At 71.6% G+C, this 13,719-nt stretch carries 11 protein-coding genes; 5 read left to right on the plus strand and 6 right to left on the minus strand.

Going from position 1 to position 13,719, the window contains the following annotated elements:
* Positions 1–2,087, minus strand: a 2,087-nt coding sequence (locus tag ACFQGL_RS29850; protein WP_377515965.1) for a tetratricopeptide repeat protein, incomplete at its 3' end; no start/stop codon positions are given.
* A gap of 208 nt (positions 2,088–2,295) precedes the next feature.
* On the opposite strand from ACFQGL_RS29850, the gene ACFQGL_RS29855 reads away from it, so the two are divergent.
* Entirely contained in the window at positions 2,296–4,437 is a 2,142-nt protein-coding gene (locus tag ACFQGL_RS29855) for an FUSC family protein (protein WP_377515966.1), read from the plus strand.
* A gap of 6 nt (positions 4,438–4,443) precedes the next feature.
* Here ACFQGL_RS29855 and ACFQGL_RS29860 read toward each other — a convergent pair whose 3' ends face one another.
* The 4 genes from ACFQGL_RS29860 to ACFQGL_RS29875 form a co-directional block, all read right to left on the minus strand.
* On the minus strand, positions 4,444–5,385 hold the full coding sequence (locus ACFQGL_RS29860; RefSeq protein WP_377515967.1) for a redoxin domain-containing protein: 942 nt from the start codon (positions 5,383–5,385) through the stop codon (positions 4,444–4,446).
* Entirely contained in the window at positions 5,386–6,606 is a 1,221-nt protein-coding gene (locus ACFQGL_RS29865; RefSeq protein ID WP_377515968.1) for an epoxide hydrolase family protein, read from the minus strand.
* Between the two features lie 70 nt (positions 6,607–6,676).
* Positions 6,677–7,393, minus strand: a complete 717-nt coding sequence (locus ACFQGL_RS29870) for an ElyC/SanA/YdcF family protein (protein ID WP_377515969.1) — start codon at positions 7,391–7,393, stop codon at positions 6,677–6,679.
* 106 nt (positions 7,394–7,499) lie between these two features.
* On the minus strand, positions 7,500–7,928 hold the full coding sequence (locus tag ACFQGL_RS29875) for a hypothetical protein (RefSeq protein ID WP_377515970.1): 429 nt from the start codon (positions 7,926–7,928) through the stop codon (positions 7,500–7,502).
* A gap of 105 nt (positions 7,929–8,033) precedes the next feature.
* On the opposite strand from ACFQGL_RS29875, the gene ACFQGL_RS29880 reads away from it, so the two are divergent.
* Positions 8,034–9,071: an aminotransferase class V-fold PLP-dependent enzyme gene (locus tag ACFQGL_RS29880; protein WP_377515971.1), complete on the plus strand. Its 1,038-nt coding sequence runs from the start codon at positions 8,034–8,036 to the stop codon at positions 9,069–9,071.
* A gap of 45 nt (positions 9,072–9,116) precedes the next feature.
* On the opposite strand, the gene ACFQGL_RS29885 is transcribed toward ACFQGL_RS29880, so the two are convergent.
* The gene (locus ACFQGL_RS29885) at positions 9,117–10,289 is read right to left on the minus strand and encodes an acyl-CoA dehydrogenase family protein (RefSeq protein ID WP_377515972.1); all 1,173 of its coding nucleotides are present in this window, start codon (positions 10,287–10,289) and stop codon (positions 9,117–9,119) included.
* 98 nt (positions 10,290–10,387) lie between these two features.
* Here ACFQGL_RS29885 and ACFQGL_RS29890 point away from each other — a divergent pair, with 98 nt between their 5' ends.
* The 3 genes from ACFQGL_RS29890 to ACFQGL_RS29900 are packed head-to-tail and all read left to right on the plus strand — an operon-like array spanning position 10,388 to position 13,697.
* Positions 10,388–11,044, plus strand: a complete 657-nt coding sequence (locus ACFQGL_RS29890) for a TetR/AcrR family transcriptional regulator C-terminal domain-containing protein (RefSeq protein ID WP_377515973.1) — start codon at positions 10,388–10,390, stop codon at positions 11,042–11,044.
* A gap of 56 nt (positions 11,045–11,100) precedes the next feature.
* On the plus strand, positions 11,101–12,558 hold the full coding sequence (locus ACFQGL_RS29895) for an aldehyde dehydrogenase family protein (RefSeq protein WP_377515974.1): 1,458 nt from the start codon (positions 11,101–11,103) through the stop codon (positions 12,556–12,558).
* Positions 12,555–13,697, plus strand: coding sequence for an alcohol dehydrogenase catalytic domain-containing protein (locus ACFQGL_RS29900; RefSeq protein WP_377515975.1), 1,143 nt, complete (start codon positions 12,555–12,557; stop codon positions 13,695–13,697). The genes ACFQGL_RS29895 and ACFQGL_RS29900 overlap by 4 nt, the downstream gene beginning before the upstream one ends.
* Positions 13,698–13,719: the final 22 nt, after the last annotated feature.

Below are 13,719 nucleotides of genomic sequence, written 5' to 3' on the forward strand. Positions count from 1 at the left end.
TGTTCGTTGCCCAGGGTCCGTTCGCGTGCGGTGAGGGTGGTTTCGTAGAGCGGGATGGCTTCGGTCAGCCGCCCTGCTGTTTGGTAGGCGCTGGCGAGGTTGTTTCGGGACGTGAGGGTGCCGGGGTGTTCGTTGCCCAGGGTCCGTTCGCGTGCGGTGAGGGTGGTTTCGTAGAGCGGGATGGCCTCGGTCAGCCGCCCTGCTGTTTGGTAGGCGCCGGCGAGGTTGTTTCGGGACGTGAGGGTGTCGAGGTGTTCGTTGCCCAGGGTCCGTTCGCGTGCGCTGAGGGTGGTTTCGTAGAGCGGGATGGCTTCGGTCAGTCGTCCGGCTGCTTGGTAGAGGGCGGCGAGGTTGTTTCGCGATGCCAGGGCGTTCGGATGCTCCTCGCCGAGCAGGCTTGAGGCCTTGGCGCTCACCTGCTCGCCGTGGTCGATGGCGGTCAGATAGAAGCCGCGGGCAAACAGGTGATAACTCAGGCCATTGTTGACTCCGACCACGGCAGAGACCACGTCGGTGCCTATGTCGATGGCCACGTCCAGAACCATTCGTGCGTGTGGTGCGAGCACCTGCCACGCAGCCCGCTGTTCGGGATTGGTGGGGCCAAGTGGCCTGGCTGCGGCGATGACCAGCCTGGCTGCCGCCTCCGTCAACGCGGTGCGTTGCCCATCCCGATCTGCCCACCAGCGGGACACCTCGGCCACCAGCGGATGCACCACGAACCCGTCCCCACCGTCGCCCACTCCCGTCGGTGCGCTCTCCAACAGACCCACGGCCCGCAGCCCCGCCAGCCCGCCGGACAACTCCGCGCGTCCCTCCTCCCCCTCGGCAAGCAGCCCCAACTCCGACAGCACTGCCGCGTCCACCATCGACACCGGGATGACCGACCCGGCCGCGAGGTACGACAACACCCGCAAGAGGATCCGTGCCCGCGTCCGGCCCTGCTTCTCCAGGGCATCCAGCGAGATCTCCCACGTCGACATCACCAGCCGGCGGGGATCCTGCTCGCCCCAGCCCGGGGCGCCCTGGTTGAGCAGGCTCACGGATCGCCTCTCCAACAGGCCCAGGTAGCCCTCCAGGCCGACCTCGGCCATCCCGGAGCCCAGGTACGAGCCCGCCAGGTGCACCGCCAACGGCAGGCGCTGCAACCGATTCACCACCTCGGTCGCTGCGGGAACCAACTCCGGCTCATCGGAGCGCGCCATCCGGTCCAGCAGCATCAACGCCGCCGGCTGCTCGTCCAGATCCCGCAACGGGAACCAGGCCGCCCGCTGACCCCAGGTGCCCCGGTCGGTCACCCGACTGGTCACCAGCACGATTCCCCGCTCGACCGACCGGAGCCAACCCGTGCCCCCGGCCACACTCGTGCCGCCCGGGGCGAGCAAGGCGGGTTCATCGGCGTTGTCGATCACCAGCAGCCACTGGCCCGATATCCGCTCCAGGCACCGCCACACCAGCCCGGCCAGGGCCAGATCTGAATCGGCCCCGGTCACCTCCTTCTCGGCCGCCCCCGCCTCCCGGGCCACCGCCGACATCCCAGCCACCAGCGTCGACTGGTCCGCCGCCGACACCCACCACACCCGCCAGCCGGCGGTGCGCGCCTCTCGGGCTGCCGCCAACGCCACCGTCGTCTTCCCGCGACCACCCATCCCCGCCACCACGCGTACCCGGGACGAGCCGGCGGTGGGCGGCGCCAGCAGGTCTCCGACCAGACCGTCGCGGCCCCGGACCACCAACGGCAGCTCACCCACCGGCGCATCCACCAGGCCGGTACCGCCCGGCAGGCTGCGGTCCTCAGGGGCAGGCAGCACCGCAGCGACATCAGGGGGAGGCGTGGCGGTGGGCGCCCGCTTGACCGACATCGCCATGACGCTCAACGCGGCGAACAGAATCGTCAGCACCAGCAGCGCGGGGAACGGATAGTCCTGGATCACGTGCAATCCCCACGGCCATCTCTTCTCGCCGCTACTCGCCTCGTTGACCGCCAGTGCCACCACCGACGTCACGGCCGCGATCAGGACCAGCACCAGGGCGGACAGCAGGGTTACGAACAGACTCGACCATCGCTGACCCCGACTGCTCGTCGTCAACGCGATCACACTCCGCCACGATCGGTTCACCTGAGGCTGACCGCCCATTGAACCGCATCAGAGCAACGGCCGCCCATCGGCCGGTGGTGCTGGTCGGGACGCCAGCTGGTGGCCGATCGCCGCGAAACGCGCCCCCGCCGCAAGGCTCGGTGGAGAATGGTTGGCCGGGGGAGGGGGAGGGGCTGCGACGAACCCGGGGGAACCAGGCGTGCTCGGAACCAGCCTCCTGGGCCGGCTTCGTCGCCGTGACCCCGGGGATGCCGTCCTGCGGCGTGCGGCACGGCTGACACTCGTCGCGTCCGGGGTCTTCTACGCCTGTCGCTACGGCGTCGGGAGCCCGATGCTCGCCACCTACGGGCTGTTCGGCGCGGTCGCCGCCGGGGCGTTCGCGCAGCTGCCCGGCCCTGCGCCGCAGCGGGCGCGAATCCTCGTCACCGCGCTGCCGGTGGTCTGGGCGCTGCTCGCCGCGGGCACGCTGCTGGCATGGAACACCTGGGCGGCCGCCGGGGGAATGCTGGTCATCGGGTTCCTGGTGGCGTTCGCCGGGGTCGGCAACCCGCGCCTGGTGGGACTGGCCAGCGCGTTCCAGCTCTTCTACATCCTGGCGTCCTTTCCGCCGTACGAGCCGGGCGCCCTGCCGGAGCGGCTGGTCGGGGTCACCATCGCCATCGTGCTGCTCGCCCTGGCCGAGGTGTTCCTGTGGCCCGATCCGGTGCCGATCTCGTACCGGCGACGAATCGCCGACGCGGCGCAAGGCGTCGCGGCGTACCTCGACGCCACGGCCGAGGAGCTGACGAACCCGCGGCCCGGTCGGGAGGCGCGGCGCCAGCGGGCGTACGACGTGGTGGCCGGGCTGTCGCTGGACCGTACCTCTCCCGAGTTGGCGCCGACCGCGGCGGACGCCCGCGACCGGGCGTTGCGGATCTGCGGTGCGGCCCTGCGCGAGGTGCTCGGCGAGGCGGACCGGCTGGCGGCGGACGTCCCGCCGGAGCCGATCCCGGCTCTGGCGGCGGTACGGCTGCTGCGGACCTGCGCCGATACGACCCGTGCCGCCGGCCGGAGCATGTCGCCCGGTGCGCCGCCGGTCGACCTCGGCGAGCTGGACGCCGCGATCGGGCGGGCCGAGGCGGCGTACCCCGTGGGGCCGGACAACCGGCGTGAGTTGCCGGACGTACCCCGGTTGTGCCGGGACGCGACCGCGCTGGCCCTCGCCGACCACGTCCGGGTGCTCGCCGTCGGCGCCCAGGTGGCCGCCGGGTCGCGGCCCGGCGGCGCGGATACCGACGCGGGGGTGTTCGAGTACGCGCGGCACGGCCCCTGGACGCTGTACTGGCGACAGTTCCGCGCCCACCTGGCACCCCGCTCGGCGCACCTGCACAGCGCGCTCCGGCTGGCCGTGGCGCTGGCGATCGCCCGGGTGGCCGCCGGAGCGTTCCAGCTCACCCACGGCTTCTGGGTGCTGCTGGCCACCCTCACCGTTCTGCGGACGTCGGCGGCGGACACACGGATGGCGCTGCGGCCCGCCGTGCTGGGCACGATCGCCGGTGCCGCCGTCAGCGGCCTGCTGCTGTTCGTCATCGAGGAGCCGATCGTCTACGCCGTCGCGTTGCCGGTGACGGTGATGCTGGCCTTCGGGGTCGGGCGGCTGCTGGGGCCGCTCTGGCAACAGGCGCTGTTCACGCTGCTGCTGACGGTCGTCTTCGTCCAGCTCAGCCCCGAAGGGTGGCGGCTCGCCGAGGCTCGTCTGGTGGACGTCGGGCTCGGCGCGGTGATCGGTGTGCTGGTCGGCGTGGCGATGTGGCCGCGCGGCGCGAGCCACGACCTGCGGCGCAACGCCGCCCGCTACCTGACGGTCAGCGGGGACGCGGTGGAGCAGACCGTCCGGGCGGTGCTCGGCGGCGCTCCGCCCGACGACGTCCTCGGCCGCGTCCGGGAGCGGATGATCCTGGTCGACTCGTCCCGCTGCCAGTACCACTTGGAGCGGCACCACCCGGCCAACCGACGGGTGGACTGGGACGCGTCGCTGGGCGTCGGGCACCACGTGCTGTCCGGCGCGGAGTCACTGCTGCGGCGCAACCCAGCCGGCTGCCTCGCCGGCTGGCCGGCCGCGGCGACGCTGCTGCGCCGCTCCGCCGCGGAACTGCGATCGGCGTACGACGACCTGGCCGACCGGGTCGCGGACGGCCGGCCCCCGGGTCCGATGCCCACCCCGGTCGGGTGCGTCGACGAACTCGACCGGATCCGTCCACTGCTCGGCGAGGTCGACTCCCACACCGCGGTCCGGCATCTGGTGGAGGTCGACGGGTGGCTCGCCAGCCTCGCCGCCGGCCTGGCCCGGATCCGCCGGTGAGGTCCGTTAACCGAAGGTGAAGGCGTACGCCTCGGCGCCGGGCCCGCCGAAGGTGATCTCCAGGGTCCGTTCGTGGACCGCGCCGGGCTCGCGTACGAGCTGGTAGAGGCGACCGTCGCGGAGCACGCCGTTGCCGTCCTCGTCGACGTCGACGCCGTGTGCCGGGCCCGGAGCCGCCCCGTCGACGAGCACCCGGAAGGGGATCGGCTCGCGTGCCCCGCAGGACAGCACGAGGTGCGCGTCGCGTGCGTGGTACCGGCAGACGAGGCTCCCGCCAGCCCGGTCGAGCAGGACGTTCTCCGACCCGATCGTCCACTCGCCACCCAGGGCCCAGTGGTTGAGGCGCAGGCGCTCGGGGACCTCGTAGCCGCGGTGTTCGTCGAGCGCGGCACCGCCCGGCGACGCGAAGTGCTCGCCGCGCCCGTAACCGAGGTACGTCTCGGGCGTACGCAGGTTGCTCCAGTCGGCCTCGGCCTCCACGCCGACCCCGGCGACGGGAACGGGCTCGCGCTCGATGCCGAGCAGTTGCTGGATGACACGCTCGGACTTCTCGTAGCGTCCCTCACCGAAGTGCTGGTCCCGGATCACACCGTCTCGGTCGACGAAGTAGAGCGCCGGCCAGTAGTGGTTGTCGAAGGCACTCCAGACCCCGTAGTCGGTGTCGATCGCGACCGGGTAGTCGATCGCTCGCGCCGCGACCGCCGGTCGTACCCGGTCGGTCTCGTACTCGAACGAGAACTCCGGTGTGTGCACCCCGATGACGACCAGCCCGTCACCCCGGTAGGCCTGTGACCAGGCACGGACGTACGGCTCCTGGCGCAGCCAGTTGATGCAGGTCAGCGTCCAGAAGTTCACCAGGACGACGTGGCCGCGCAGCTCGGCGGGGCCGAGTGGCTCGGAGTTGAGCCACTCGGTCGCCCCGCCGAACGACGGCAGGTGCACGGCCATCTACCGAAGCGACCGGAACGCGGTACGCAGTTCCTGGGTGAAGAGCGCCGGCTGCTCCCAGGCGGCGAAGTGCCCGCCCTTGTCGAGCCTGTTGTAGTAGATGAGATTGGGATACGCCTGCTCGGCCCAGCTCTGCGGGGCCTGGTAGAGCTCGTCGGGGAAGACGCTCACGGCGACCGGGACGGAGGAGACGCCCTTCGCGGCGAAGAAGGAGAGCTTGTTCTCCGCGTACAGGCGGGACGAGGAGATCGCCGTGTTGGTGAGCCAGTAAAGCGTGATGTTGTCCAGGATGTCGTCCCGTGACAGGCCCACGGTCTTCCCGTCGAAGGCCTGCGAGATCAGCTTCAGGCTGGCCGCGTCGTGGTCGAGCAGGAAGGCCGCCAGCCCGACCGGCGAATCCACCAACCCGGTCAACGTCTGCGGTCGGGTCGCCATCATGAGGGCGTACGCCACGTGCTTCCAGACGTAGTTCAACTGCTCGCACGCGCGCTTCTCGTCGGCGGACAGGTTGGACGGCAGCTTGCCGGGCGCGTCGTTCGCGCCGGTGGTGTCGGACTGGAACAGGTTGTCGATCTCGGGTGGGACCGCACCGGGCATGTTGGAGTGGATGCCGGCCAGTTCCGGAGGCGCCTGCAGGGCCATCTGGTCGACGACGAGCGCACCCCAGTCGCCGCCCTGCGCCACGAACCGCGTGTAGCCCAGGCGCTTCATCAGCTCGGTCCAGGCCTGCGCGGTGTGCTCGGCGCCCCAGCCGGAGGCGGTCGGCTTGCCCGAGAAGCCGTAGCCGGGCAACGACGGGATCACCAGGTGGAAGGCGTCCGATGCGTTGCCGCCGTGTGCCGTGGGGTCGGTCAGCGGCTCGATGATCTTCATCTGCTCGATGATCGAGCCGGGCCACCCGTGCGTGACGATGAGCGGCATCGCGTCCTCATGCTTCGAACGGACATGGATGAAGTGAATGTCCAGTCCGTCGATTTCCGTCATGAACTGCGGCACGGCGTTCAGTCTCGCCTCGACCTTGCGCCAGTCGTACTCTTTCTCCCAGTAGCGGGCGAGTGCCTGAATCGTCGCGAGCGGCACGCCCTGCGACTGGTCCGCGACGGTTTCCTTGTCGGGCCAGCGTGTGGCCGCGACGCGCGTGCGCAGATCGTCGAGTTCCGCCTGCGGAATCTCTACAGTGAATGGCCGGATATCGGTACGTGCCTTGGTTTTGACGGCCATACGTGCCTCCCTATCCGCTTTTCATTGACCGGAGGTCGAGCGGGCCTCATCTTTCGCAGCGTAGGACGGCTTACCCCGTTGTCGTGGCGATACGAGCAGGTCCTCGTGTGCTCACGAAGGGGACGAGTAGGGGTGCGTGGTGGCTCCACAGCCACCGCAGATACTGCTGAAGTTCCTCGGAGGTGGCCACCCATCCCTTGTCCTGATAGCTGAGGATGCGGGTCACTTCTCCCGGTATGAGGTCGTAGGTGTCGGCTCCGGTCTCCGGGACGGGCGCGTCCGGTGCGACGGCCACCGGGACCGGGATTACGGGGATACGCAACCCACCGTTGTCGAGCGCCTTGAGGACGGTGAGGTAGGCGCGGGGCAGGTGATAGGGCGAGACGACGAGCCCGAGGCTGGCGATGCCCAGGCCCTGCACCTGGTCGGCGATCCACGCTGCTTGCAGGCCGGTGTTGGGCGCCGGCTCGGCCTGCAAGCAGACGCCTTCGGTACGACGGAGGCCGAAGCCCCGCAGGTAGTCGAGCGTGATCTCGACGTAGGTCTTCTCGGCCGGGTTCCCGTTCGCCACCAGCAGGTGACGCAGGTCGGGGTTGGCCTCCCAGCTCCGGATCGCATGGCTGAAGCGCCATTCCTCACCCTGACCGCTCGCGATGGCGAGGGCGTCGACCTGCTCGGCAGCCGACTGCGGCAGGGCAAGAATCACCGTGAGGGCCTTCAGCACGTCCAGGATCTGGCCCGCGGTGAAGCCGGCGAGGTCCTCCTCGCGCACGATCCGACCGGTCACGGCTCCCCCTGCTGGTTACTCATCACCCCAACGGCCCAAGCTCCGCAGATCTTGGACAGTTACCGCTAGCGCCGAACGGTAACTGTCCAAGATCTCGTCGTGGTCCTCAACGCGGAGGCCCGGCGCTGTCGGGATCGGTGGGATCCCGGGTGACGAGCGCGAAGCGGCGGGCGAACTCGACGCTCTCTTGTAGGTCGAGGCTCACGGCTGGCACCTGGCTCAACGGCGGTGTGTCGATACGGACCAGGTAGCGGGTACGCACCAAAGCGTCGTCCGGGCCCTCCTCGTCGACCTCGACGAACGTCGGCGGTGTGCCAGGGAAACCGGTGCCCGAGGCCGTCCAGGTGTACCGCAGCTCCAGTTCCGCCTCGTGCGGGCAACTCCAGGTCAGTTGACTCACCGAGGCGCCGCCCGCGGCGTTGGCCCATGCGGTCCAGCCGGTGCCGTTGCCGCGCAGGCACAGCCAACTCGACTCCATCGAGCCGTAGTCGTACGGGCCGCTGTCCCACAGCCCGACCAGGTCCGCGTCCCGCATGGCTCGCATGATGTCAGGAAGCTCGTCCCCTCGCTGCTGCGCCGCAGACCGCCGGTCGTCGATTGGCCGTGCCGGTACGCGTACCGCTGGCCTAGCGTCGACGCCATGGATATCGAGCAGGCGCAGAAGCTGTGGCGGCCGGAGCCCGGCTGGCTGAACACCGCCTCCTACGGGTTGCCGCCCGACCCTGCGTGGTCGGCCATGCAGGAGGCGTTGGCCGACTGGCGGGTCGGCCGTACGTCGTGGGAGGGCTGGGGCGACTCGGTGCAGCAGGCCCGCGTGGCGTTCGCCGGTCTGATCGGCGTATCGGCCGGTGATGTGGCGGTCGGCGCGACCGCCTCGCAGATGCTCGCGCCGGTCGCGGCGGCGCTGCCGGGAGGCACCACGGTGCTGGTCCCCGAGGTCGAGTTCACCTCGAATCTCTTTCCGTGGCTGGTGCAGGAGGATCGCGGCGTCAAGGTCCGGACCGTGCCCGCGGACGGGCTGGTCGACGCGATCGACGGCGGGACCGACGTGGTCGCGTTCAGCCTGGTGCAGTCGTCCGACGGCGCGGTCGCGGCGTACGACGAGATCGTGGCCGCGGCCCGTGCGCACGACGCGTTGGTGGTGATCGACGCGAGCCAGGCGTGTGGCTGGCTGCCGTTCGACGGGAGCCTGGCCGACGTGGTGGTGGTGAGCGGCTACAAGTGGCTGATGGGCCCGCGCGGCTGCGCGTACGCCTATCTTGCCCCGGCGCTGCGCGACCGCCTGCGCCCGGACGCCGCCGGCTGGTTCGCGGGTCGCGACCCGCACGACTCCTACTACGGCCCGCCGCTGCGACTGGCCGATGACGCCCGCCGGTTCGACATCGCGCCGGCCTGGTTCAGTTGGGTCGGCGCGGTACCGGCCCTGGAGTTGATCGCCGAGATCGGTGTGCCGGCGATCCGTGAGCACGACGTGGCGCTTGCCAACCGGTTCCTGACCGGGCTGGGCCAACCGCCGGGGGAGAGCGCCATCGTCACGGTCGACGTGCCCGGGGCGCAGGAGCGGCTGGCGGCGGCCAACATCCGGGCGGCGGTACGCGCCGGGCGGGTCCGGGCCTCCTTCCACGTCTATTCCACCGAGGCCGATGTGGACGCCGCGCTGACGGCGCTGACGAGCTAGGCCGACGCGGCGCGGGCTGGCTGAGCCGGCCCGCGCCGCAGCAGCTCAGGCCAGGTGACCGCCGATCTTCGTGTATCCGCGCAGCAGGTCCCGGGAGATGATCAGTCGCTGCATCTCGTCGGTGCCCTCGAAGATCCGGTAGAGCCGGACCTGCCGGTACCAACGTTCGATGGGCAGCTCCCGGGTGTAGCCCATGCCGCCGTGGATCTGGAGCACCCGGTCGACCACCCGGTTGACCATGCCCGCGCCGTAGAGCTTGCCCATCGACGAGGCGTGCCGGGGGTCCAGGCCCTGGTCGACCGTCCACGCCGACTTCAACACCAGCCAGCGGGCCGCCTCCAACTCGGTCTCCGAGTCGGCGATCATCCACTGGATGGCCTGGTTGGTGCCGATCTTCGCGCCGAAGGTCTCCCGGGTGTTGGCGTAGTCGATCGCCATTTGCAGGACCCGTTCGGCGATGCCGATGGCGTGCGAGGGGATGGTGTAGCGGCCCTTGCCGATCCACTCCATGCCGAGCGTGAAGCCCTGCCCGATCTCACCGAGGATGTTGCGGTGCGGCACGCGTACGCCGTCGAAGATCAGCGACGCGGGCCCGCCCTCGCCCATGGTCTGGATGAACTCCGAGCGCCAGCCCATCGACCGGTCCACCAGGAACGCGGTGGCCCCGCCGTTGCGGGCGCCCTTGTCCCGGTCGGTCACCGCCACCACGATCGCGAAGTCGGCGTCGTGGCCGCCGGTGATGAAGGTCTTCTCACCGTCGAGGACCCAGTCGTCGCCGTCGCGGCGGGCGGACAGCCGGATGTTCGCCGCGTCCGAGCCGGCCCCCGGCTCGGTGATCGCGAAGCAGGAGCGCCGCTCGCCCTCGATGGTCGGGATCAGGAACTCCTGCTTCTGCTCCTCGGTGGCGTGGAACAGGATGTTGTCCGCCTCGCCGCCGAAGCGGAACGGCACGAACGTGTGGCCCAGTTCGGTCCAGATCAACGACTGGAGGACGGCCGGCAGGGCCATCCCGCCGTACTCCTCCGGCGTGGCCAGCCCCCAGAAGCCGAACTTGCGCGCCTTGAGTTGCAGCTCGCGCAGCTCCGAGTGGTCCAGGCCCGGCTGGTGCGCGCGCTCGCGGCGGAGCACCTCCGCCTCCAGCGGCATCACCTCGCGGCGGATGAACGACCGGACGGTGTCCCGTACAGCCCGCTCCTCGTCAGTCAGCGAAAAGTCCACGGTGGTCCTCCTGGCGTCGGTGCTGCCGGTCACCCTTAAACTAGCGGTGTAAGTTTTGCCGCGTCCAGACCCCACGGCCGAGACCCGCGAGGAGCGCAGTGCCCCGACCACGTCAGCCCCGGCTCACCCGCCAGCTCATCGTCGAGACCGCCACCGCGGTCATCGATGCCGAGGGCCTGCCGGCGCTGTCCACCCGTCGGCTCGCCGCCGCGCTCGGCGTGCAGGGTCCCTCGCTCTACAACCACTTCGCCACCAAGGACGAGATCCTGGACGCGGTCGCCGACACGGTCACCGCCGCCGTCGACACCAGCGGCTTCGTCAGCCGGGACTGGGTCACCGCACTGCGCGACTGGGCCTGGTCCTACCGGCGGGCGCTCACCGCGCACCCGAACATCGTGCCGTACCTGGCCCAGGGGCCCGGCCGTCGACCGGCCGCCCTGGCCATGGCCGACGCGGTCTACGGCGGGCTGGTCCGCGCCGGCTGGCCACCGGCCCGGGCCACCCACATCGGCGCTGCGCTGCGCTACTTCGTGGCCGGGTCGGCGCTCGGCTCGTTCGCCCGCGGTTTCGTCGAGGACCCCGAGCTGTACGCCGCCCACTACCCGCACCTGCGCCAGGCACACCGGCTCGCCGAGCACCAGCAGAGCGTGGACGAGGGCGCCTTCGCCCTCGGCCTGGACGCGCTGCTGCACGGCCTGGCCGCCGAGTACGCCCGCACCGTGGGCCCGGTGGAGTCCGGACGGCCCAACGGGTAGCGTCGAAACTCCCAGCGCTAGTTTCCTCGCCCATCGCCCACCCCCGAAGGGACGACATGGATCTCGCCGCCCCGCCGTCGCAGCCGCTGTCCGACGCCCTGCGCCTCCGGCACCACCTGCACATCGCCGGCGAGTGGACCGAGTCCACCGCCGACGACGTGATCGAGGTGGAGAACCCGAGCACCGGTGTGCCGATCGGGCAGGTGCCGGCCGGTACGCCGGCCGATGTGGACCGTGCCGTGGCCGCAGCCCGCGCCGCCTTCCCCGGCTGGTCGGCCGCCGCCCCCGCCGAGCGCTCCGCCCACCTCGACCGGCTGCACACCGCGCTCGCCGCGCGCGCCGACGACCTCGCCCGCACCATCGCCGTGGAGCTGGGCGCCCCGCTCAAGCTCGCCACCCGGGTGCAGGTCGGGCTGCCGCTGATCGTGCTGCGCGACCACGTCGCGCTCGCCGCCCGGCAGGAGGCCGAGGAGGCCATCGGCAACTCGCTGGTGGTCCACGAGCCGATCGGCGTGGTCGGCGCGATCACCCCGTGGAACTACCCGCTGCACCAGGTGATGGCCAAGTTGGCACCCGCGCTGGCCGCCGGCTGCACGGTGGTGCTCAAGCCCAGCGAGCTGACCCCGCTGACGGCCTACCTGCTCTTCGACGCCGTGGCCGAGGCCGGGCTGCCGCCGGGTGTGCTCAACCTGGTCCCCGGCACCGGTCCGGTGGTCGGTGAGGCACTGGCCGGGCACCCCGACGTCGACCTGGTCTCGTTCACCGGCTCCACCGCCACCGGCGGGCGGATCATGCGGCTCGCCGCCGACCGGATCGCCCGGGTCGCTCTGGAACTGGGCGGCAAGTCGGCCAACGTGATCCTTCCCGACGCCGACCTGGCCACCGCGGTCAAGGTCGGCGTCGGCAACGCGCTGATGAACTCCGGGCAGACCTGCACGGCCTGGACCCGGATGCTGGTGCACCGCGACCGGTACGCCGAGGCGCTCGACCTGATCGCCTCGGCGGTGGCCGGCTACCGCCTCGGCGACCCGTTCGACCCGGCCACCCGGCTCGGCCCGCTGGTGTCCGCCGCCCAGGCCGAGCGGGTCCGGGGCCACGTCGACCGGGCGCTCGTCGACGGTGCCCGACTGGTCACCGGTGGCCCGGACGCCCCGGTGCCGGCCCAGGGGCACTTCGTCGCACCGACCGTCTTCGCCGACGTACACCCGGACAGCGCCCTCGCCCAGGAGGAGGTCTTCGGCCCGGTGCTCGCCGTCATCCCGTTCGCCGACACCGACGAGGCGGTGGCCATCGCCAACAACTCCAGGTACGGGCTGGCCGGCGCGGTGTGGTCCACCGACACCGACGCCGCGCTCGCGGTGGCCCGGCGAATGCGTACCGGCGCGGTCGACATCAACGGTGCCCCGTTCAACCCGCTCGCCCCGTTCGGTGGCTACAAGCAGTCCGGCCTCGGCCGGGAGTTGGGCGTGCACGGGCTCGCCGAGTTCTGCGAGCTGAAGGCGATCCAGCGATGAGCGGCACCGAGCTGTCCCCGGCCGCCTCGCCCGGCGGCACCGAGCCGGCGGGCACGCCGGTCACCGTCCGCGCGCTCGTCGCGCGTGGGTCCGGTGCTGAGCTGCGGGTCGAGCAGGTACGCCTGCCCGCGCCCGGCCCCGGCGAGGTGCGGGTGACGATCAGGGCGGCCGGCGTCTGCCACTCCGACCTGTCGATGGTCAACGGCACCCTCGCCGCGAGGTTCCCCCTGGTGCTCGGGCATGAGGCGACCGGAGTGGTGGCCGCGGTCGGGCCGGGCAGCCGGCTGGCGGTCGGTACGCCGGTGGTGCTCAACTGGGCGCCGGCCTGCCGGGCCTGCTGGTGGTGCCGGCGCGGCGAGCCGTGGCTCTGCGCCGCCACCACGGCCCCCACCGTGCCGCGCGGCGAGACCGACGACGGCGTCCCGCTGCACCTGACCCTCGGCCTCGGCGCGCTCGCCGAGGCGGTGGTGGTACCCGAGCGCGCCGTCATCCCGATCCCCGCCGGGCTGCCGCCCGAGCAGGCCGCACTGCTCGGCTGCGCGGTGCTCACCGGCGTCGGCGCGGTCCGTAACACCGCCCGGGTAGCGCCCGGCGAGTCGGTCGCGGTCGTCGGGCTCGGTGGCGTCGGGCTCGCCCTCATCAGCGCGGCCCGCCGGGCCGGTGCCACGACGATCCTGGCCATCGACGTCGCCGAGGCGAAGCGGGACCTGGCGCTCGCCGCCGGGGCGACCGACTTCCTGCTCTCCGACGACCGGCTCTCCAAGGAGGTACGCGCGCGCACCGAGAGCCGCGGCGTCGACCACGCCTTCGAGTGCGTTGGCCGGGCCGCCACCATCCGGGCGGCCTGGCGGCTCACCCGGCGCGGCGGAGCGGTGACCGTGGTCGGCATGGGTGCCAAGGACGACATGGTCAGCCTCGGCGCGTTGGACATCTTCCACTCCGCCCGCACGTTGCGCTCCTCGGTGTACGGCTCGTCCGACCCGGACCGCGAGGTGCCGGTGCTGGCCGCCGAACTGGCCGAGGGCGCACTGGACCTGCGCGTGCTGGTCAGCGGCACGATCTCGCTGGAGGAAGCGCCGACGGCGTTCGACCGGCTGGCGCGGGGCGAGGGCGCTCGCTGGGTGGTCACCCTCGACTGAGGTACGGCTGACCGGCCCACCC

The organism is Micromonospora vulcania (assembly GCF_042658605.1).
GTDB classification, from domain to species: domain Bacteria; phylum Actinomycetota; class Actinomycetes; order Mycobacteriales; family Micromonosporaceae; genus Micromonospora; species Micromonospora vulcania.

Bases quoted from the DNA above. Each gene is read 5' to 3' on its own strand.
- ACFQGL_RS29875 (WP_377515970.1), bottom strand. From the start codon at position 7,928: ATGCGGGACGCGGACCTGGTCGGGCTGTGGGACAGCGGCCCGTACGAC.
- ACFQGL_RS29860 (WP_377515967.1), bottom strand. From the start codon at position 5,385: ATGGCCGTGCACCTGCCGTCGTTCGGCGGGGCGACCGAGTGGCTCAAC.
- ACFQGL_RS29895 (WP_377515974.1), top strand. From the start codon at position 11,101: ATGGATCTCGCCGCCCCGCCGTCGCAGCCGCTGTCCGACGCCCTGCGC.
- ACFQGL_RS29880 (WP_377515971.1), top strand. From the start codon at position 8,034: ATGGATATCGAGCAGGCGCAGAAGCTGTGGCGGCCGGAGCCCGGCTGG.
- ACFQGL_RS29865 (WP_377515968.1), bottom strand. From the start codon at position 6,606: ATGGCCGTCAAAACCAAGGCACGTACCGATATCCGGCCATTCACTGTA.
- ACFQGL_RS29900 (WP_377515975.1), top strand. From the start codon at position 12,555: ATGAGCGGCACCGAGCTGTCCCCGGCCGCCTCGCCCGGCGGCACCGAG.